Raw genomic sequence first — 21,943 nt, forward strand, 5'->3', positions numbered from 1 at the left:
GTTTTTAAATGTTATGAGGTTTTATCTTAATTTGGCTAACAGAGATATAATATCCTGTGCTTCCGTAATTTGATTTTCTTTTATCCGACCAGTTTGGTCTTTCTCCTGTAACAGAAACGGTTAAATTATAATTGCCTTTTTTCAGCATCGGAGATCTGAATACTTGTGTTGTTGTTGAAAATTTACTGTACATATCCACAAGGGCTGTTACAATTACCTTGCCTTTTTCATTGGTCAAAACCACTTTTGCATAGCCATTTTCGGAACCCACTACGCTATATAAAGCAATTTGCTCTCCGGTAAAATTAATAGTAAACGAAGCATCTTTTTCATCAGATCTGCTTTCTAACGCTGTTTGTTTCCAATTGCCTTTATACTGAATCTGCTTATCAGTATTTATAATAATTTCCTCATTACTTTTTGCTATAGATGAAAGTCCCGTAACGGTATCAATCTGCCAGCTATCTTTGTACTCAGGAATCGATAATGAACTTCTGGAAATTGTTAGCGGCTGCCAAACGTACGTAGCCGATGAAGCCTGTTTAGGAAATGACCATCGGTCTCCCATAAACATATAGGTTGTCCCTTTCGAACCATCAATTGGCAAAACAAAAGTAGATTGTGAATTCCAGGTCAATGTCCCTTCGGGAGCGATTAATCCCTGGGATTGCCACGGCCCTTTTAACGAATTTGCTGTGTAATAATAATTATCGTTTTTCTCCCAACTCGTTAAATGTGAACCGATAAAATAATAAAGACCGTCTTTTTTAAGCATGGTAGGCGACTCAAATCCGGATGTAATATTTTCGTTTATTTTCTCCACAACCGATTTATAATCATCACTCAGCTTATAAATTTCCCCACCGTGAACCAAAATATATCCTGAACCATCCGTATCCTGAAAAGTTCCCATATCCCATTTTTTAATTGGTCTGCCCTGAAACAAAACTGGACCTTTAAACTGATATGGACCTTTTATCTTTTTGGAAACTGCATACCCAACAAACTGATCTTTATATGTTAAAGTATCAGCGTGCATATACATTATAAATTCTCCGGTTTTAGGGCATTTCATCACTTTCACCCTTTCGCCAACTCGATTTGGCCCCAGTTTACCTGATTTTTGCAATGGAAGTGCAATGCTTTCAAATTTCCAGTTATACAAATCTTTGGAGGAATAACAGTTAAAACCGGCAAAAGCATTGCTGGTATCGGTATGAATTTCTCCAAACAAATAAAATGTATTTTTTTCTTTTATAATATTCGCACCATGAGCACTTACAATTTTTCCGTTTTGATCAAACCATGGAGTTCCGGAATAGATTGCATCCATTTTTCCCGGCTGTTGGGCAAATGAAACGGCAATGACCATCAATAGTGCGATGGTCATTATCTCTTTTCTTAAATATTTAAAAATAGAATAATTATTTCGATTCATTTTTACGATTCTAATTCAGAATGTATCAAATTTATTCTATTCTTATTTTTTTTGTATCCTGTACTATCTGTTATAACTGTTAAATAAAAACACAGGATGCTGCAGGATAACAATTTTAGACCATTAGGCTATTTTTACTTTTATAAAATTCTTTTTATGACAAAGAAATACAGCTATATCTGTTTATTACTGACTATTTTATTCACTTTAAGCAGTTTTAAAAATGATGAAATCAATCTGGAAGGCAACTGGCATTTTGAAATTGACCGAAACGATGAAGGAATTACCCAAAAGTGGTATAACCGAAATCTCAAAGATGTTATAAAACTTCCAGGTTCTATGGCCGAATTTCTGAAAGGAGATGATATCACGCTCAAAACAAAATGGACAGGCTCTATCTACGATAGTTCTTTTTATTTTATTCCGAGATTAGAAAAATACCGTCAACCTGGAAATATACACATCCCGTTTTGGCTTACACCCGCAAAACATTATGTTGGTGCTGCATGGTATCAAAAGGAAGTCGATGTTCCTGCAAACTGGAAAGGCAAACGAATTCTTCTTCACTTAGAAAGAGCACATATAGAAACAAGAGTCTGGATAAACGATAAAGAAGTCGGTCTGCAAAATTCGCTGGTAGCTCCTCATGTTTATGATTTAAGTACTTTTCTCCTTACAGGTAAACAACGTATTTCTATTCGGATTGATAACCGAACCACTAAAATAAATGTAGGTCCAGACTCCCATAGTATTACGGATCATACACAGGGAAACTGGAATGGAATTATTGGCAAAATAGCATTAGAGTCATTTTCGCCGGTTTATATTGATAATGTTCAGATTTATCCAGATGTAAAAAATAGAAAAGCACGTGTAAAAGTTACTATAAATAATAGTGCGACAAATGAGTTTGATGGAAAATTATCATTATTCGCAAAAAGTTATAATACTTTAAAATCTCACCAGACTAAAGAAGTTTTCACCAAAATAACTGTTAATAATTCTAACAGCAAAACCATAGAAGTAGAGGTTCCCTTTGGAAAAGGAATGCTTACCTGGGACGAATTTGATCCTGCATTGTATCACCTGGAAGTAAAACTAGATGCTAAAGGGATAAAATCAGAAAAAAAGGTTCAGTTTGGAATGCGTGAATTCAAGATAAAAGGAAATCAGTTTTTGATCAACGATATTCCGGTGTTTCTCCGAGGAACGGTGCATAACTGCGAATTTCCATTAACTGGTTATCCTGCAACCACTGTAGAAGCATGGGACAAAATTTTTAAAACCATCAAGTCTTATGGTCTGAATCATGTTCGTTTTCATTCGTGGTGTCCTCCTGAAGCCGCTTTTATTGCTGCTGACAAGGCTGGAATCTATTTACAGCCCGAAGGACCGAGCTGGCCAAACCACGGTCCAAAAATAGGACTGGGTCAGCCTATTGATCAGTTTTTGTATGATGAAACTACAAGAATGGCAAAAGAGTACGGTAATTATGCTTCGTTTACGATGCTATCTGCCGGGAATGAGCCGGCAGGTAAACAGGTAGAGTATCTGAATGCCTTTGTAGATTTCTGGAAAGCTAAAGACGAAAGAAGAGTTTATACAGGAATGTCCGTTGGCGGAAGCTGGCCTGTAGTTCCAAATGCGGAATATCAGTCGCGTGGTGGTGTACGAGGTTTAAACTGGAATAAAATGCCTGAAACAGAATCCGATTTCAGTACCGGAATTGCTCCTTTTAAAGTGCCGTTCGTTGCGCATGAAATCGGTCAGTATTGTGTTTTCCCGAATTTTGAAGAAATTCCAAAATACAAAGGTGTTTACAGAGCTAAAAATTTCGAGATGTTCAAACAGGATCTTGAAGATCACCATATGGCTGATCAGGCAAAAGACTTTTTGAATGCTTCCGGAAAACTTCAGGTGCTGTGTTATAAAAACGAAATTGAAAAAATGTTGAGAACTCCCGGATATGCAGGATTTCAGGCGTTAGGATTACAGGATTTTCCGGGTCAGGGAACGGCTTTAGTGGGCGTTTTAGATGCTTTTTTTCAGGAAAAAGGATATACGTCAGCACAGGAATATAAACGTTTTTGCAACGAAACAGTTCCGTTGTTGAAAGTTCCGAAATTTGTTTACACCAATACCGAAATTTTAAAGGCCGAAATAGCACTTTTTCACTCCGGGAAAACTTCTTTAGAAAATGCTGTGATTAGCTGGACTATCAAAAATGAAAAAGGAATTCTTCTTGCTGAAGGAAATTTCGATGCTAAAACTTTCGAAAACGGAAACGGAATCTTCGTTGGAAACCTTACTTTCGAATTAAATAAAATTAAACAAGCGTCTAAATTAAATCTTGAAGTAAAAGTCAATAATACCCTTTTTATCAATGATTGGGACTTTTGGATTTATCCGGTAAGCAATTCGGAAATTACTTCCCCAATATATTACACAACTGCTTTAGACGATAAAGCAAAAGAAGTTTTGCAGAACGGTGGAAAAGTATTTTTGAATGCATCCGGCAAAGTAGTAAAAGGAAAAGAAGTAGAAATGCATTTTCTTCCTGTTTTCTGGAATACCTCCTGGTTTAAAATGCGTCCGCCACATGTTACCGGAATGCTGATACAGGATAAAAGTCCTGCTTTTGGCAGTTTCCCTACCAGCTTTCATAGTGACTTGCAGTGGTGGGAAATTCAAAATCGTTCACAAGTGATGAACCTTGAAGATTTTCCGACAGATTTCCGTCCATTAGTTCAGCCTATTGATACCTGGTTCATGAACCGCAGATTAGCATTGGTTTTTGAAGCCAAGGTTGGAAAAGGAAAAATTATAGTGAGCAGCGCTGATTTAGCACCTGATGTTGTGAATAAACCTGCTGCGAAACAATTGTTTATTTCACTGCAGGAATACATGAATTCTGATGCTTTTGATCCAAAAGAAAATTTAAGTATTGAAGTATTGAACGACATTTTTATGAACCCTTCAAAAGAGCAATTTAAAACTTTTACTAAAGACAGTCCTGATGAATTAAAGCCTAATTCGAATCAAAATAAAGTGAAATAGATATTCACTATATATATACTTAAATCATTAAATAACAAACACAAATATAACTTTTTAACTTACGCAGTTTGTGGAAACCTTTGAATTTAATAACACCTCGAGTAGGTGTTATTAAAGCAAACTCCGGCTCATTAAGCCGGAGTTTATTTTAAATTATACTGTTAATTACTTTCTTTATATTCAAGCACGAAGTATTTTTTATTAAAAATTTCGTCTTCCCATTCATGCTCTATTTTATAGAGATTATTTTGTAAGGACATAATACAATGATCAATGTTTATTTGTGAATATGCATCTTCATTAATCATCTTGTTTTCGACAATAAAAGTTGATGTATTGGAAATATTCTCTTCTTTGTAATAAACATCAAATGTAAAATCTTTTTTTGGATAAACATCCTTAAGAGTGGTACCTACTTTGCTTAACAATTCCCCGATTTCAATACAAGGATCATTATCAGCTGTCTGACACCAAATGCATTCAAGTTCGTATTCATAATAATAACGGATTTCTTCTGCGATAAACTTTTTAGAAACATTTTCTTCCTCAACAAAAGGTGTAAAAATTAGGTCTCTATTATTTTCTGAAGTAGTTACAGTGAACAAATCTGATTTTTTAATACAATCATATACAGTTTCCAAAAGTTCTGCTATTTTTTCATCCGTAAGGTTATCACTTCCGTGACTACCAGATTTAGGGCTTAAAAAAGTAAAATAGATTGATTCCTTTGAAATAACCGCCAGAAGATAAAGACGTCCGCCTCCTGATCCGTTTATGCGTTTTTTAATAAAAGGATTTATTGAATTACCATTTAATCTGGTTCCAGATAGACAAACATCAAATTCTTTTCCAAAATAAGAATTTATTATATCTTGAGTAAAATCTTTATAAGAGTTGTTTTTAATAAGTTTATCGTATTCCTTTCTGAATTCGGGAGTAGCGAATACAATCATAGTGATTGAATTCGTTCGTTTATTTCCTGAAATCTTGAATCATAAGGCATTCTGAAATGTATGTATTCTAAATCATTAATAGATTCCTTAAGATCATCTATTGACATTTTAAATTCTTTGATATGCAATGATGCCATATCTCTCATATTTTTATTAAGAAAAACAAACCGCATTATCATAGTACGATGTATGTCTCTTGAAATAGATATTATATCATTAAGTACTATTAAAGTCTCTTCGTCAAGATTAGAAGCATCTATCCAGCTTAGCTTTTCAAAACGTTCAACTAACGAAAAAACAAAATTTGTATCCTCAGTAATTTTTCCTTGAAGTTCTAATATTTTATCTAGAAAAGAATTTACAATTTCATGTTCATTCTTTCTCTTGTAAGAAAAATTTCTGACTTCATTGAAAGTTTGAGTGATTTGAACTTTAGCAGTAACGCATTCCATAATAAATTGATTTAGATTTAATATAAGTTCCAAACAAATAACATAAAGCAAATAGCATAGAAATTAGATTAACTTCTCCTATTTAGCCGAAATATATATTAAAATACAAAATAAGTCATTATAATTTACCGTTCATCGGTTTTTATTTAGAATCAATATAAATTATAGTCACTGTTATTTATGTAAATGTTGTATTCAAATATAATAGTAGGATTTTATTCCTTCTATAAAACAACCTCTTAATTATTTAATTTTCCTTTTCAGCCACTCTTTTGGAACGTTTATAATGCAGATATTCATTGTGCGATTATCCTCAGAAAGCATTGCCGACTGGATCTGGATTTTCGTTCCGTCCCGATTAAAAGTAGGATGAACGTGGTCAGCTGCTGTTGTTTTATGCCCTGTTGTCAGCAGCATCATTTCGTTTGTATTTCGGTCAATTAAATATAAACTTCTGGAAAAGTCATCACCAACTGCCCAACGTCCATCAGCAGAACCGTGTACATGCCATAATCCGCTGCCGCTTTTGGTTTGTCCGGCAATAATCATCTCTCTGGTTCTAAGATTTACAATTCCTAGGCCTGTTGGTTTTTCACGGGTTCCGGTGTTTCCCCAATTGCTTTCCTGTCCGGGATTAACCGGATTTCTGATTTCGCCATTTTCAGCAATTGCTACGGGAGCTTCTTTCTGAATATCTATTTTTCGATGTCCCATGATAGCTATTGCCACTTCATCTTTAGAAATTACCGCTTCATGTGTGACCCATTCAAAATCAGATTCGGGATACAAAGGTCTTAGACCTGTTCCGTCTGCCATAACCGTCCAGGTTCTTTGAGGTGACTTCCCTCCTGTTTCCCAACAAAAAACCAATTCTCCCGGATTCCAGATATTGGACTGGATATGACCAACCTGAAATGATACTGAAACAACATGTTTAAATTCACCTGTTTTTAAATTCATACTGCTGATTCCGCCCGGTCCTGCACCCATATTCCTCGGACCGATACTTTTTTCTATTTTAACATTCGGATCGAGATGTCTTCCCGCTTCCTCTTTTCCAATTCTGAAATAAATCCGTTCTTCATCAGCATCCAGCGCCATATCGCCTGAAGCACCCATCTCAGGATTTGTTACACCGCAAATTCTTTCGTAAGCAGAGACTGGTTTCATTTTTCCAGCCTGACTGTCTTTAAAAACGGCTTCCAGATTTACCTCTATAATTTGCATTTTATCGCCTTCACCTTTTCGCATGAAGTATAATTTCATGCTTTTTTGAGCCATACACAAAGTCCCTGTGTAACCACCTTCTGTAACCTGAACCATTACACCTGATTTTTCATTCACCGCCACCGCTTCGCCATTTGCTCTTTTGGTTCTGAATATCAGCCATTCTCCATCAGCAGTCCATTGCGGATGTGTCGGATATGTTTTTGAATCTCCGGCTGATTTCGTGGTTAAAAAAATCAGTTCCTGGCCTGTAACAGGATCTTTGATTATCTTTTTTTCTGATGGAAACCGTTTACCAATCTGACTGAAAGTCATTAGGGAAAATAGCAGAAAAAATATATTTATTGTGGATTTTAATTTCATCTTATATTCATTTTAGGAATCGACGGCTATAGAATAAAAAAGTCTTTTATTTATGGTCTGGATTAATCTCGCAAAACACAGAGACGCTAACTTTATTTATTTCGAAGTAACAGAATTTGGCTAAAGCCTATAATGTATGACAATTTTAACCTCCAGCTAAAAGCCGGAGGCTAATAAATCTCAATAAAATTTATGTTTTTTGACTTTAGAATATTTTTTATAAAATCATTATCATACTAAAATTCAAAACTTCTGACTTCTCACAAATAACATTTTACTTATAACTTATTTATGCAGATTGTTTTTACCCTCAACTTTCAATTGTATAGCACTGTCGTTTATCTGAAACTGATTGTCTTTTAACAACAAAATCACTTCGGCTCCAGCCAATAGAACCGGACCATAACCGTGAGCGGCAAAAACATTTATCGGACGATAATAATAAAACGCAGGATCAAAGCCCATGCCTGTTCCTACACAAGTTCCTTCAACCTGACCTTTGTCATTAACTTTTGACGCAACTGCATTCCAACCAAGTAAAACCGCAGGGCCATAGGTCATTTTATCTACATATCCACGATTGATAGCTCTGGCAATAGAATACGTATAAATGGCTGTTGCAGAAGTTTCCAGATACGAATCATTTTTATCCAGCAACTGATGCCAGAAACCTGTTCCGTGCTGATATTGTACTAAGCCTGCGATGTGTTTCTGTAGTTGTGTTAACACTTGTGGATATCCTGGATGGTTTTTAGGTAAAACTTCCAATAATTCTACCATAGTCATTATTGCCCAGCCATTTGCCCTTGCCCAATGAAACTGCGGATGCACTTCCATAGATTCAACCCAGCCGTGCATGTAGATTCCTTTTTGCTCGTTAAACATTCTTTTTGAAAACTGATTAACCTGTTTTACGGCATCGTCAAAATATTTTATTTCACCTTTGTAAGCTCCCATTTGCGCTAAAGCCGGTACACTCATAAACATATCGTCTAACCAAAGTGTATTATCCTGAGGCCTGTTTCTGGCCAAAGTTCCGTCTTTTAATCGAAATTGTTCCTTACTGATAAAGTGGATATAATTATTAACCAAAGGATCAATATTGGCTTTTAAACCGTCTTTTTTTGCCTTAATAAAGGCTGCACAAAGGGCTCCGGCAAAATCCAATGCTTCGGGATGAAGCGTTTTGAGCATGTCTTTGTCTTTGATGTTTTTTTCCTGAATATTTTCGGCAACATCAGCGATTAACTGTATTCTTTTATTCGAATAATCCGCAAAATATTTTTCACCTGTAGCTTTAGAAGCCAACAGCATTCCGGCATAGGTAACACCCCATTCGTAACTCGTAAGTCTAAAAGCTCCTGGTTCAAAAATTACATCTTCTTTATTTTTTTTATAATCTGTAATGTCAGCCTTTGTAGCAGCATTAACAATTTTTGAAGCCGAATTTTTATCTAAAAAATTATAGACCCTGTCCAAAACTGCTTTTATGTTTTCTTTTTGCGGAATAACATAAGGTGTTGGATAATCAGGCTGCATTAAATGCAAAGGTGTTGTAGCATCATTTGTCTGGGCATTTGCAAAACTGCAGACACCAAAAACAAATAAGGCGATAATTTTGGTTGATTTATAGTTCATGGTCAGATCTTTTTAGTTAGTAAAATTTATTATTTGCTTATTTCAACCTTTATTTTGGCCGAAAGTTGCTTGGCTAGAGTCGTTACATAATTACCGAAATAAGCTGAGTCTTTGAAGTTTGAATCTACACTTAGTTCCCAGCCTGCAACAGGATAATAACTAATTGGCTGATTATTTTTTGTACTCACTTTTATCAAATAGGAATTGGTTAATTTACCTGTTTTTGGAGCTTCAATATAGCCTTTGTAAATCTCTTTTGGAACAATTATAGCCGTTCCCAGTATCCATTGACGTTCATAGGTTAATTTATCATGAAGAATAAAACAAACGTAGTCACCCGCATCAACAACCTGTAACGGATTCTGATTGTTGATATTCGAAAATGCAATAGCCAGCGTTTCGTTTCCTTTAATTCCGTTCAGACTAACTGTGTTTTTATATCCGTACATTCCCGGCCAGATTGAAGCCGTTTCCTGTACCTGATATTTATTACCCGAAACCTGCCAGTTTTGAAATTTATAACTTAAAACCGAATTTACCGGACCTTCACTTACAATTTTAAAAGTTGTTTTTTCAACATTGTTTATCGTATCGTTGATCAGAATACCAAGTCTGTTAATTTCATCACCCACAAGCAATCCGTATCCGCCTAATCCGGCTGAAGTTCCAACAGGGAAAATATCCCTTCCCCAGTCGTGCATCTGGTGGTAATTATCTTCTACTGCTCCTTTACTGTTGATACCTACATCTTCAGGTGTGATTCCGGAAGTTCGCTTTCCAAAAACGTCTTTACAATTTCTTCCGTCCAGATAATGCCTGAAACCTACTTTATCATTTTCCCAGGTTGGACCGTCGGTTTGATATTTTTGAAAACCTAATTTTTTATATACCTGATTCGCTAACAAAACTTCTTCAGTTGCCGGCTGTACCGGTAAATTCTCAGCTTCTCTCTTTCCGAATCGGGCACTGGTTTTTACTGTATATTTAGGATCTGTGTCTGACCATTTCAGTTCTACTGTTTTCTTTTCTTTTGCCGAAAAATCAGCTACAAAAAACAATTCATCCCATTTTCCGTCACCATCCAGATCATTTACCTGAGCCGGAATCGTATCTGAATTCTTCAAGATGACTGGAAAAGATTTTTCCGCACCTTTTACTTTAAGCGCACTTCTTTTTATTGAAACTGCTTTTTGGGATAATTCCAAATCAGAATCATTGGTTAAAACAATTTTAGACGATTGTGATTTTTGTGCTTTACAACTGATAAAAATCATAGTCGATAAAGCGATTGAAAGACAGAGTTTAGTTTTCATTATTGTGATTTTATTTACTACTTATTTTACGGCAACATCCCAGATTTTTGATAATCTCGATTTTCCTTTTGGACCTGAAATGTCTAAAACTACGATATATTTTCCGGCCTCTTTATATTCATGAACCGGATTTTTTTCTGATGAAAAATTCCCATCACCGAAATTCCATTTATACGATTCAATTTCACCTTCTGAATGATTGATAAAGGCTACCGTTCTTTTGTTTTTATCAATTACATTGAAGGTCCATTTTGCATTGATTTCCTTTTGAAATTGTTTTTCCAAAGGCATTAACTTAAACGGAAGGCTATAAGAAGCATTTCCATACATGGTATGTTCTTTGGATAGATTCCAAAATCCATTATTTTTTTCATTATTCACATCATCATAATCAATGATTGCCCAGCAAAGTCCAATGTTTTTATTTTCTTCCAAAATAGATTCAACTGCTCTTGAAGGATCATTCCCGGCATAATCAAAAGGGGTAATCCAAAACTCTAATGTCAGTTTTCCCGATTCACCTGCTTTAAAATTATAATGTGTAGCAGCATTTGCATACGGTAATTCCTTTATCCAGGGCTGGCTTCCCCAGACTAATGTCCAGTCTTTTCCTTCTGCGGGAGTGAAAATATGATAGTTTTGCGCATGAACACCGTGATACGAAAAATAGGCATCCATTGTATTAGTCAATGCCGGATTGGGATGAAACCGGTCTATAAATGGTCCGCCTGACTGGTCGGCATCTACGATCACTTCAAAAGTATCATTATGCAGTCCCGGAAGGGAAAAATCCCAGTAATCATCATAAGCTTCGTATAAAAAATACAGGCGATTCAGTCCTTTTACCCAAGCCACTTTTACGCTTACATCTAAGTTTTTAGGATTTGCTTTTGAGTGCTTTCCGCTGTCTTCCCATAACTGATCCATTCCTACAGTATAATTTTCCGGAACCATTTTCCAGTCATCTGCTTTTCCATCAATAGTCGGGATTTTATTAGACGGAAACTGAAAAACCTTAAAAGTTCTGGTGTCTTGTGACCAGCATTGAAACAACATGCAAAATAGTATCGTTCCTAAAAATGTATTTTTTGTATGAAGTTTCATAAGTGTATTTTAAAAATTTTCCTTTCCCAGTTTCAATATCTTAAATATGGCGAATCACAAAAATAATTAATCTAAATGAAAAACTTCCTTCAGACCAATAGCAACAGGAGAATTATCAGGATTGGTTTCCATAATATCGCCCATATATGCCCACCATTTTTTTACAATCGGATGGTTTGGTAATAAATCAAAGTCAAAATCAGCACTTATTTTCTGAACGGCAAAAAGTATTAGTGTTTCTTCATCCAGAAAAATACTGTAATCCTGTATACCGGTTTCTGAAAGCAAACTTGCCAGTTCAGGCCAGATTTCGTCATGACGCTTTTTGTATTCAGCTTCGAAGCCCGGTTTTAATTTCATTTTAAAAGCATTTCTAATCATAGTTTTTATTTTTTAAAGAGTATTTTTTTTCTAAAGATATTTACATTATTTTGAAAATAAACGAAGAAGCCGTTTCAAATTTTCCGCCTTGTGAAGCCGTAAATAAATAAGTCGCTTTTCCGTTTTGAAATAATAGCTGAGGCCGTTCTGCACGACCATATCGATTGAGATGTTTTGGTGCTTCCGGCTGATTGATGTACTTATTCAACGGTTGATAGGATATTGAAGGATCAGACCAGTGAACTCCATCATCCGAATCCATATACAATCCGTAATCCTGACCGAAAACGCCTAAATCCCTTGCAAGCATTTTGAACTTTTTGGCTTCATACCATACAAAAGCATCTTCACATTGTTTATTATCTCCTAATTTAGAAAAATCAACAACCGGATTTCCTTCGTACTTTTTGTAAGGACCTTCTAAAGATTTAGCAACTGCCAATCCGTATTTTCTGTTTCCTTTAACTGGAAATTTTGGATGTACATAATTTTCTGTTTCCAATGATTTATAATACAGCCAGTATTCTCCATTTGGATGTTTTAAAAAAGAAGGATTTGTAGTCAAAAGATCATCCCAGGAACCTTCATTTCCCGGAAGCAGCAAAGGTTCATCAGGTCTTTTCCATGGACCATAAAGAGAATCTGAAGTAGCTAATCCAATCCGTTTGGTATTCATTTTACCATTGGAATTTCCCATAAAAAACAGCGCATATTTTCCATCAACAAAATGAATACTGGGATTATGACAGGTTGTAGCATCCCAAAAACCTTCTCCTCGCGGAGCTAAAACGGTACTCACATACTCATAAGGTCCTTCCGGTTTATCAGCAACGGCATGAGCAATTTCAGAACTATTGATCCAGCCGCTCATTGATTTAGACTTTTTCCAGCGCGAAAAAAAGACATGGATTTTACCATCAGGTCCCTCAATTGGACTGTTGCACCATACATAGTAATCTTCAAATTCCAATGCACGACCTATAGGTTTAAGTCTTTTTTCAAAATCGGAAAGTTTTGGATCCATTTGAAAAATATTGCTTCTGACTGGAAACGGAAGACAAAGCCCCATAAGAGCAAGCGAATTTCCAATTATGAATTTTCTTCTGTTCATTTTAAATTTAGATAAAAATCAAATAAGCATTTTAAAAGTAATCAATTAATGTTTTAGATTAATTTGTACTGGTTTGTCCCGATCACAGAATATCTCTCCATTATCATATTCTAATTCGGCTACCTGTATCGAACTTCTTCTGGTATCGAAATTGTCGATTCCTTTATTTTCAGGAGTTCTTCCCGGATGCGTAAAGTAGAAAATATAAGCTTTATCGCCATTTACAATTACATCTGCATGTCCTCCGATTACTTTATCGTCTTCTCCCGTTCCCGGAATCTGAAGAATGTTATTTTCCTGCCTTTTCCAGTTTATAAAATCATCCGAAGAGAAAACAGCCAAGCCTTTCCACGGATCTGTAATCATCCAGTTTTTTCCTTTCCAGCTAAAAATTTTCGGGCCTTCTCCCCTGTCTTTTACCACTTTTTTTCCACTGTCTGTCCAATGGTACAAATCTTTACTATCGGCATAATAAATGGATTTTCCGTCGTTTTCATTGTTGTAGTACATACGCCAGTTTCCGTCGGGCAGTTGAAAAACAGATGCATCAATACAACGTTCTGAGGCAAGTTTCAATTGCGACTCAAATTTCCAGTCGATTAGATTTTTACTTGTTAAATGGATTATATAGCGGGGATGTTTCCAATCTTCAAAAATACCCGGAACAATTGTCAGGTACATATGGTATTTGTTTTTATACTTAATGACTTCCGGAGCCCAATAGGTCACATCTTTAATGATATAATCGATATTACAGTTGGTTTTGTATTTCCAATGCGCACCATCTGAAGATTCTGCAATGCCAATGGGAGTTCCATGTACCCAGCTCACTCCGTTTCCGTCAATATTGGCTCTGCGATTAGTGTAAAACATCAGCCATTTTTTATCTTTTTTGCTCCAGATGATAGTTGGATCTGCAGCACCATCAAAAATAGGATCACGATATAAAGGTTTATCTGCTATTTGATTATTTACTTCCTGAGCAAAAGCAGAAAGGCAAAATAAGAGGTGTGAAAAAATTATTTTTTTGAAGTTTTTGAGGTAAAGTTTCATGAAGTACAATAAGGTGGTTGTTCCAAATATATTTATTTATTCTCCGGATAGTATCCTGTGCTATACTGTAATTTTGAAGCATAAAAAAAGAGGCCTGCAAAAATGCAAACCTCATTTTTTCAAATACTTACATTGTTATTCTGTTAAAATTTTAAGCGTTTTAGTTCCTTCTTCACTAATTACTTTTAGAAGATAAACTCCGTGATTACGGTTAGGCATACTAAATGCTGCATTTTGATCATTTCCGGTAAGTTCAACATCTTTTTTCACAATAACCTGGCCTGTAATATCTGAAATTACAATGGTTGCCTTAGATGATTTAAAGCCACTAAAACGAACATTAAATTGTCCTGAAGAAGGATTTGGATAAACCTGAACTTCTGCTACTGAACCTTTTGATTTTTTAACTCCTAAATTCGAATTATCTTTTATAACAATATTCGATGCAGGAACGGGAGCCATATCATAACCCAGAAAATAACCTGGATGCGGAGGCTGATTGTAACCTGAATTTTGCCACGCCACGGCTGTACGGTATTGAGGATCGTGCATCAAAGTAGGAATTCGGTAATCTGTAGCAATATTAGTTGTAAAAAGAATCAAAGCCGTATTATCCGAGCGGCGAAGGATAATCTCTTCTCTCCAGTCACCTAAGATATCACCCGTAAGTGCCGGATTTTTTTTAGAATCATTATTGGAAGAAACCGGAGCTGCCTGATAAATGGTAAACAAGCGGTTTAATGACTGCGTTACCGGATTCCATTTATCCATAATAGTTCCGTCAAGCAATTCACGGCCTAAATCTCCATCCCACCAAACAGCACCATTTACAGCCTGACTTCCGTTGGTCGGTCTGCTCGTTCCAATCTGACCATCCTGAACGTTATACAAGTTTCCGGAAGAACTCCACATTTCATACCCTCTGTGGTTTGGATCAATATCTGCTGCTAAGGCACGTCCAACATCTCCTGTGGTAACAGCTCCAAAGATCATTTTTCCGGTTTTTGCATCATTAAGCCTGATTCCGTAAGGACTGTATTGACTCTCTGATTCCAGACACTGCCAAATTTCCTGACCGGGACGATCGGGATCCATATCTGACATGTGAAGCGCATCTCCATGGCCCTGACCATAAGTCCATAAGCGTTTTCCATCATCATTAATAGCACTTGAACCGTTGATAATTTCGTCTTTTCCATCACCATCTACGTCACCAATTGTCATTTGATGATTTCCTTGACTTGAAAGCGCATTATTTGCAGGATCGCTTGCGTCTTTACTGTCGAAAATCCATCGAAGCGTTAATTGTCCGTCACGCCAGTCGTAAGCAGCACGCATTAGTTTATCATAGTATCCGCGTCCTACAATCAGACTCGGACGGGCACCATCTAAATATGCTACAGCAGAAACAAAACGATCCTGACGGTTACCATAGGTATCACCCCAGTCTGCAGTATTTGCTCTTGCCGGCTGATATGCAACCGTTGCCATTGCTGCTCCGGTCAAACCATTAAAAACGGTCAAAAATTCCGGTCCTTGTTGTACCCATCCACCTGAATTTCGATGATCAATAGTTGAGTTACCAATAACAGTTCCCACACCATCAATTGTACCATCTGACGTTTTTAAGATGATTTCAGCTTTTCCGTCACCATCAAAGTCATACACCATAAACGGATTAAAGTGCGGACCTGCATTTACATTTTTGCCTAAGTTGATGCGCCAAAGCAAAGTTCCATTCATTTTATAACAGTCGAAAATCTGATCTCCTGAAAAACCTCCTCCGTTATGATTTAATATAGTAGGATCCCATTTTAAGAAGATTTCATATTCGCCGTCACCATCAACATCCCCAACACTGGCATCATTTGCTGTATAAGTATATGCTGTTCCATCCGGAATTGTACCTCCCGGCGGAATTTGTAATGGAATCGATAACTGGTTATTAGCCCATACCGAAACAGGAACTGTGGTGCTTCCTTCCGTACCGTTGATAATCGGTTTTATGGTATAACTGCTATTAGTTGAAATATTATCAATAAAATTTGTAGAGGCCGTGATAGCAGTTGCATTGATTTTTACATTATCCCTGTATACATTAAAAGCAATACCAGAAGGATCATTCCCTAACAATCGCCAGCTAATAAAAACCTCATTAGCTGATTTTCGCAAAGCAACAACACCTCTGTTTAAAAATTCTACTTGTTTTGGAGTATTTACTACTGCATCAGGTAATGCTGATGTATTGATCCTAATATTTTCTCCATAAGTAGTACCTCCATTAATCGCATAAGCTCTCACATAATACAACGTCGCAGGCGAAAGTCCGGAAATACTTACCGAAAAATTGCCCGTTCCGGCAGTACCGGCTGCAATTTTATTATTGGCTACAGTTGGATTGATACTCGTACTGTAAACTATTCCTCTTTCTGTAATTGCCGTTCCTCCGTCAGAAGTAATATTTCCTCCTGATTCGGCCGTTGTAGAAGTAAGATTTGTGACTTCGTTTGTCGTTAAAACTGCAGGCGGCGGAGCGGGAACATAAGTTCTCACAATAGGAGTTACAATACCTCCTGTATTTGTTTTTGTATAAACGACATAAGGATACAAACTACCTGCAGCGATTGTTAAGTTACCAGCCGGTTCATCAATACCTCTAGTTACTGTAGGATCTTTCATCTCTGTCCAGGCAGTTGCGCCCGCAGCCTGCTTAAATACACGTGCCGAATAAGTAGGAGTGCTGCTTACATTATCAATAAAAGAACAATACAGATTACCCGATATATCTTTTATTAAGCTTAAACTTGGTGAATCTCTGGAAGCTATTCTGGTTGCAGCACTCCATACTGAGGTTGTTTTATTATATTCAATAGCAGTAGCTCTATTGCTATCCGCTGTGTTAAAATAAGCAATGACAGGATTTCCTGTAGAATTAACTACCATACTGGTATGACGAATACTGGCCGTAACAGTTGAAGTGATATAATTCCATGTTCCCGAACTAAACTTATAAAAAGCCATAGTTCCGGTGGAACTGGTAGCAGTTGCTAAACTACAAAACACCAGCCAGGGCACATCGGCTTCGTCTATTGCAAGGCTTACTCCAACAGCTATTTGTGCTGCATTTGTTGTAGTATTTAAAGGAATTGTACCTATTGTAACCCATGAAGCCCCATCAAATTTTTTGACAGTCGGAGTTAAAGAAGCACCTTCTCCAAAAGCGATATAAGGATTGTTATCTGAATCAAAAGCTAAGGAACATCTTGGAGTTGAACCGTATTGGGAAACAGAATTAGTAACAGAGCCAGTTGAAACGTAAAGATTATTTTCCAAATTATTCAATGGTTCCCATGAATCAGTTACATCATTATACATTTTTACAGCTAATTTATTTCCATTCGCTGCATCTACATAAGTTACGAAAAATCGGTTTGTTTTGTCCAGTATAATTCTGGAAAAGTTCAGATTACCTCCAATATCATTACCGACTTGTTCCCAGTTTCCTGTGGCAGTATTTCTTTTTTTTACTTTGACAACAGGTCCTGTTCCTTCCCTGAGAACTACATAAGGAACGTCATTCAAAACAGCAATAGAAGTATAACTAGACGCAACAGAAGATACCTGTGATTCATTACCTAAAATATTCCAATTTTGAGCAAATAAATCATGAACGTTCAAAAAGCTAAAAAGTGCAATAAAAATAGTTTCAAGTAGTCGCTTCCTAAAATGGATTGGTTTAAATTCAAAAAGTACTTGTTTTTTCATAAATGGTTGGTTAAAAGGTTAGTGTTATTAAAATTATCGGGATAATTATTTAATAGTATCCTGTCCTACCCTGCTAATTTTCTGTATATTAGATTTTTACAAACCATTATCTACAGTAAAATAAAACCAATTACCTGAAAATCAATAAAATAAATTTTACACATTATTTTGTTATAAACCTAATTATTATTTATTTAATTTTAATTTATTACCAATTGACATACAGTTTTTTATAAAATAAATTCCCGGCTTATTCTCTATTGAAAATTAACCGGGAATCAAATGATTTCAAGTATAATGCAGACTCAAATTAATTACTAAGATCAGTGCGGAAAGGAGATGCCGGTAAGTTTTCACCATTAAATAAATTAGGTTCAGGCACTGCTTTCCATGCAAACCGAACTGATTTAGGATTTTTTACTTTGTCAGAAGAAACTACGATTGTCTTTCCATCAATTTTAGCAACAGCAGGATAATAAGTTTTATCATCGCCGGCAATTTCAAATTCTTTCAAATTTTCATTTGTCTTTTTGAAACCTGATTCTGCATAATTGAAAAACAACTGAATTTTATTTTTTTTGATTTTCATGTGATCATAAATAGGTCCTGAATATACCAATTTATCTTCGTTATATGTTTTCGCCAAAGCTATTAATGCCAGTCTGTGCCCTACTGTTTGTTTGTCTATTGGGTGAATGTTATTTATATCACCAACATCAGTTGTAACTGCCATTCCGCTATTGGATATTAGTTTTAACGACAATAATTGTGCTTCCCTAATCTCCGGAGTTTGTCCTTTATGAGGAGTAATCTGTACATAATAAAAAGGGAAATCTCCTTGTTTCCAGTCTTCTCTCCAGTTTTTTACCATAGCAGGAAATAAGGTCTGGTATAACTGTGCTTTGCCAGAATTGCTTTCTCCCTGATACCAGATTACACCTTTCATTGTGTAATTAATTAATGGATGCAACATCGCATTATAAAGAACATACGACGTTTTGTTGGCTTCTTTTTTAGGTTTCTTAAGTTCTGTTTTTAAACCGTTATTCGCCAATTGTTCATTTTTTAAGTTTAAATAATAGGCTTCCAATTTTTCTTGATATACTTTTTCATTTTTGGCATCTTCTTCCAAAATGGTTAAAAAATCCGGATTTCCTTCCAGAACATTTTGGGAAGTCCAGGCCTCTGCTTTTGTTCCGCCCCATGAAGTTGAAATCAAACCAATTGGAACATTTAATTTCTGATGTAAATCCCTCCCATAAAAATAAGCAACTGCAGAAAACGTTTTTATAGACTCAGGCGAACATAAAGCCCATCTTCCCGTGACATCATCAAGCGGTTTCGGAGAAGCATTTGTCAAAACTGTGAATAATCTGATATTAGGAAAATTCGCTTTTACGATTTCTTCTTCATAATTTTTAACCCCGGTTTTCCATGTTCCTTCCTCCTTTCCAACAGGAAAATACATATTAGACTGGCCTGAACAAATCCAAACCTCACCAATAAGGATATTATTGAGTACAATTTTGTTTGAAGCATTAATTGTTATGGAATATGCTTTTTCGCTTCCTTGGGGAGTATCTACGCCTACTTTCCAGTTTCCTGCCAAATCTGCAATAATTTCTATTGAATTGTTTTGCCAGCCCAACTCAATGTTTATTTTTTCGTTTGGAGATGCCCATCCCCATAAGTTGACTTTTGCATTTTGCTGTAAAACCATGTTATCACTTACCAAAGCTGGCAATTTAACCTGAGCTTTTATGGAAAATTGCAACATTAAAATAATTAAAAACAAAAACTGTTTTTTTATGTAAATCATAAGTATTAGAATTTAAACTTTACCTTTTAAAGATAAATGAGTAAGATGTTATCCCTATCCTGTGCTTTCCTGTTTATTAAAAATCAGAAACAAAAAAAGGGCACAACTATGTTATGCCCTTTAAAATTAAAACCACTTAATTTTTTTATCAATTACCATTAAATTCCCAAACTATTTTTTGAAAGATTTAATATTCAAATTTACTCATTGTATTACTGATAACAATCCTGTTGTACCCTGCTTATCAACTAAAAAACTGTCCCAAAAAATGAGACAGTTTAGAAAATAAAAAATTATAAATTATAATTAATAACCTGGATTTTGCATTGCATCTTTTTCTGCTGCTGTTAACGGTCTACCGTTTGAATATATTCCGTCCAGGAATGTTTGAGGAATAGGACGTAATGTATGATAGTCCTGAACATTTGGTGCAGCTTCTATATTATACGCTTTGGCTCGTGTAACCAAAGTTTTTGTTCTGCTCAAATCCTGCCAACGGTGGAATTCTCCGCAAAGCTCTCTTGTACGTTCATTCAGTACTAAACATAACATTCGGTCGTAATCGCTTGCATATCCTAATTTTGTAATTACAGCCATATCTTCTGCCGGCAAGGCACTTGTACTGGTAATATTAAGAGAGGTTGATGACGTTGTAACTGCAATATTATTAGACTCATAATATGAATTTTTAGGAATATATGAGATTGGAATACCGGCCTGAGCAGCAGCTGTCCATGCTGCAGATCCGTCTGCATATGCTGAACGGTCTTCACCAGCCTTATACGCACCACGGTTTCTGACAGCATTTATGTATGGCAAAGCATCAGTAAATGAGGCAGCACCTTGTTTTGCTAAACGTATTTTTGCTTCAGCAGCTAATAAGTATGTATCTGCAGAACGTGCTAAAATAATATCCCTTGATCCTCTTTGACTTGTTAAATCAATTCTTGATCCATCCATATATTTACTCAAAGAAGGAAATCTAACATCAGCCATAAGCCCTACATTATCTGCTGCATATTGTACATAAACACTAGGAACTTTTTTTGCAGCTCCTGGGATAAGAAAATCTGTATTTTTAGTTTTAGTAAAACGATTATCCGATGGAGCATTCATTATATAGACAATCCCTAAATCACCATTTACATAAGTAGTTCCTGACTGGTTATTAACGATACTTTTTGTCTGAAAGCTTTTCCAAAAACGGGAATCATTCACTTTATCATATACATCATAAGTGTAATATGTTGGTGCAAGACGGCTAAATGGCCTTCCTCCAGCTAAATTACGTCTCATCTGAGGTAATTGATCGTAAGTCGAAAGAAAATATAAATGCTGCCAATTTGATCCGGTATTTAACTGACTTGAATTAAACTGACCTGCTAAAATTATTTCTGACAATTTTTCATTTGCTCCATCAGGTGCTGTAAAATTCCATAAATCTACATAGTTGGGTGCTAAAGGGTGATGAGCAATAACTTCATCTGCCAGCGTAACTACTTTTTGTAAATCAGCTGTTTTTGTTGCTGAATTCCAGGTATCATTTATTTCACTGGCACGTGACAAATAAGCTTTTGCCAAATAATGCGCAACGGCATCTTTTGTAATTTTAGCAGATCCACCTGCATTATCAAGCAAATCATAAGCTTTTGTAAAATCATCTATAATTTGGGTAAATACCTGTTCAGCTGTGGCTCTTGTAAACTCAACTTCCACAGTAGTACTTAAATTTAATTTTATTGGCACACCTCCATACTGACTAACTAATTTAAAATAATTGAAAGCTCTTAAAAAATAACCTTCACCTAAAGCTCTTTTTTTGATAGCCGCATTTGTAGAAACGATTGCTGTAGCCGATTCAATTAATTGATTCGCATTTCCTATTGCAACATACAGGTTATCCCAATTGGTATTGGCTGCAACAGTATTTGCATTAGAAACTGTAACAAAAGAGTTCAATCCTGATGCATATGAATTCCAAATATGATTTGAAGGATCACCTCCTGCATGAAACTCATCAGTACCAGACTGAGTAGCTGTTAGTGGTACTTCTAATGCAAACTCTAATGCAAATGACTGATAATAGGTTCCAACTGCTAAAGCCTGTATACCAGCTTCGGTTTTGTAGTAGTCTTTAGTATAACCTGTCTCCAGCTTTTCGTCCAGAAAATCATCGCTGCAAGAACTACTAAGACCTAATGCAGCTACTAATAATAAATTAATATATAGTGTTTTATATTTTTTCATAATGATAATTATTAAATTTAAT

General features: G+C 35.8%; 14 protein-coding genes. 1 reads left to right on the forward strand and 13 read right to left on the reverse strand.

All coding sequences use genetic code 11. From position 1 onward, the window contains the following. Positions 1-4: 4 nt before the first annotated feature. Positions 5-1,390, reverse strand: coding sequence for a family 43 glycosylhydrolase (locus GXM16_RS05840; protein ID WP_244307516.1), 1,386 nt, complete (start codon positions 1,388-1,390; stop codon positions 5-7). Between the two features lie 204 nt (positions 1,391-1,594). On the opposite strand from GXM16_RS05840, the gene GXM16_RS05845 reads away from it, so the two are divergent. Next, the gene (locus GXM16_RS05845) at positions 1,595-4,495 is read left to right on the forward strand and encodes an exo-beta-1,4-galactosidase (protein WP_163393467.1); all 2,901 of its coding nucleotides are present in this window, start codon (positions 1,595-1,597) and stop codon (positions 4,493-4,495) included. Positions 4,496-4,656: 161 nt separating this feature from the next. Here the strand turns inward: GXM16_RS05845 and GXM16_RS05850 are convergent, their stop codons facing one another. The 12 genes from GXM16_RS05850 to GXM16_RS05905 all read right to left on the reverse strand — a co-directional run bounded on the left by GXM16_RS05850 (position 4,657) and on the right by GXM16_RS05905 (position 21,921). Further along, on the reverse strand, positions 4,657-5,448 hold the full coding sequence (locus GXM16_RS05850; RefSeq protein WP_163393468.1) for a hypothetical protein: 792 nt from the start codon (positions 5,446-5,448) through the stop codon (positions 4,657-4,659). Next, a complete protein-coding gene (locus GXM16_RS05855) occupies positions 5,445-5,900 on the reverse strand; it encodes a hypothetical protein (protein WP_163393469.1) in 456 nt (151 codons plus the stop codon). Before GXM16_RS05855 ends, GXM16_RS05850 begins: the two co-directional genes overlap by 4 nt. Before the next feature lie 243 nt (positions 5,901-6,143). Then, positions 6,144-7,490: a hypothetical protein gene (locus tag GXM16_RS05860; RefSeq protein WP_163393470.1), complete on the reverse strand. Its 1,347-nt coding sequence runs from the start codon at positions 7,488-7,490 to the stop codon at positions 6,144-6,146. Between the two features lie 285 nt (positions 7,491-7,775). Further along, positions 7,776-9,128: a glycoside hydrolase family 88/105 protein gene (locus GXM16_RS05865; RefSeq protein ID WP_163393471.1), complete on the reverse strand. Its 1,353-nt coding sequence runs from the start codon at positions 9,126-9,128 to the stop codon at positions 7,776-7,778. 29 nt (positions 9,129-9,157) lie between these two features. Continuing rightward, positions 9,158-10,441, reverse strand: coding sequence for a DUF4861 domain-containing protein (locus GXM16_RS05870; protein WP_163393472.1), 1,284 nt, complete (start codon positions 10,439-10,441; stop codon positions 9,158-9,160). 21 nt (positions 10,442-10,462) lie between these two features. Continuing rightward, positions 10,463-11,545, reverse strand: a complete 1,083-nt coding sequence (locus GXM16_RS05875; RefSeq protein WP_163393473.1) for a PKD domain-containing protein — start codon at positions 11,543-11,545, stop codon at positions 10,463-10,465. 66 nt (positions 11,546-11,611) lie between these two features. Further along, positions 11,612-11,926: an L-rhamnose mutarotase gene (rhaM, locus tag GXM16_RS05880; protein ID WP_163393474.1), complete on the reverse strand. Its 315-nt coding sequence runs from the start codon at positions 11,924-11,926 to the stop codon at positions 11,612-11,614. 40 nt (positions 11,927-11,966) lie between these two features. Further along, complete coding sequence (locus GXM16_RS05885; RefSeq protein WP_163393475.1) at positions 11,967-13,037, reverse strand: glycoside hydrolase family protein; 1,071 nt, start codon at positions 13,035-13,037, stop codon at positions 11,967-11,969. Positions 13,038-13,082: 45 nt separating this feature from the next. Further along, positions 13,083-14,090 (reverse strand): family 43 glycosylhydrolase, encoded by a 1,008-nt coding sequence (locus GXM16_RS05890; protein ID WP_163393476.1) that lies wholly within the window; start codon positions 14,088-14,090, stop codon positions 13,083-13,085. A 135-nt stretch (positions 14,091-14,225) separates the two neighbouring features. After that, positions 14,226-17,855 carry a rhamnogalacturonan lyase family protein gene (locus tag GXM16_RS05895; protein ID WP_163393477.1) on the reverse strand — a complete coding sequence of 1,210 codons (3,630 nt, stop codon included), beginning with the start codon at positions 17,853-17,855 and terminating at the stop codon, positions 14,226-14,228. Positions 17,856-18,165: 310 nt separating this feature from the next. Further along, entirely contained in the window at positions 18,166-19,674 is a 1,509-nt protein-coding gene (locus tag GXM16_RS05900) for a sialate O-acetylesterase (RefSeq protein ID WP_163393478.1), read from the reverse strand. A gap of 306 nt (positions 19,675-19,980) precedes the next feature. Beyond that, the gene (locus GXM16_RS05905; RefSeq protein ID WP_163393479.1) at positions 19,981-21,921 is read right to left on the reverse strand and encodes a RagB/SusD family nutrient uptake outer membrane protein; all 1,941 of its coding nucleotides are present in this window, start codon (positions 21,919-21,921) and stop codon (positions 19,981-19,983) included. Positions 21,922-21,943: the final 22 nt, after the last annotated feature.

It is taken from the genome of Flavobacterium limi, from assembly GCF_010645075.1.
Lineage (GTDB): Bacteria > Bacteroidota > Bacteroidia > Flavobacteriales > Flavobacteriaceae > Flavobacterium > Flavobacterium limi.

Bases quoted from the DNA above. Each gene is read 5' to 3' on its own strand.
- GXM16_RS05900 (WP_163393478.1), bottom strand. From the start codon at position 19,674: ATGATTTACATAAAAAAACAGTTTTTGTTTTTAATTATTTTAATGTTG.
- GXM16_RS05855 (WP_163393469.1), bottom strand. From the start codon at position 5,900: ATGGAATGCGTTACTGCTAAAGTTCAAATCACTCAAACTTTCAATGAA.
- GXM16_RS05870 (WP_163393472.1), bottom strand. From the start codon at position 10,441: ATGAAAACTAAACTCTGTCTTTCAATCGCTTTATCGACTATGATTTTT.
- GXM16_RS05890 (WP_163393476.1), bottom strand. From the start codon at position 14,090: ATGAAACTTTACCTCAAAAACTTCAAAAAAATAATTTTTTCACACCTC.
- GXM16_RS05885 (WP_163393475.1), bottom strand. From the start codon at position 13,037: ATGAACAGAAGAAAATTCATAATTGGAAATTCGCTTGCTCTTATGGGG.
- GXM16_RS05895 (WP_163393477.1), bottom strand. From the start codon at position 17,855: ATGAAAAAACAAGTACTTTTTGAATTTAAACCAATCCATTTTAGGAAG.
- rhaM (WP_163393474.1), bottom strand. From the start codon at position 11,926: ATGATTAGAAATGCTTTTAAAATGAAATTAAAACCGGGCTTCGAAGCT.
- GXM16_RS05865 (WP_163393471.1), bottom strand. From the start codon at position 9,128: ATGAACTATAAATCAACCAAAATTATCGCCTTATTTGTTTTTGGTGTC.
- GXM16_RS05860 (WP_163393470.1), bottom strand. From the start codon at position 7,490: ATGAAATTAAAATCCACAATAAATATATTTTTTCTGCTATTTTCCCTA.
- GXM16_RS05850 (WP_163393468.1), bottom strand. From the start codon at position 5,448: ATGATTGTATTCGCTACTCCCGAATTCAGAAAGGAATACGATAAACTT.
- GXM16_RS05840 (WP_244307516.1), bottom strand. From the start codon at position 1,390: ATGACCATCGCACTATTGATGGTCATTGCCGTTTCATTTGCCCAACAG.
- GXM16_RS05905 (WP_163393479.1), bottom strand. From the start codon at position 21,921: ATGAAAAAATATAAAACACTATATATTAATTTATTATTAGTAGCTGCA.
- GXM16_RS05875 (WP_163393473.1), bottom strand. From the start codon at position 11,545: ATGAAACTTCATACAAAAAATACATTTTTAGGAACGATACTATTTTGC.
- GXM16_RS05845 (WP_163393467.1), top strand. From the start codon at position 1,595: ATGACAAAGAAATACAGCTATATCTGTTTATTACTGACTATTTTATTC.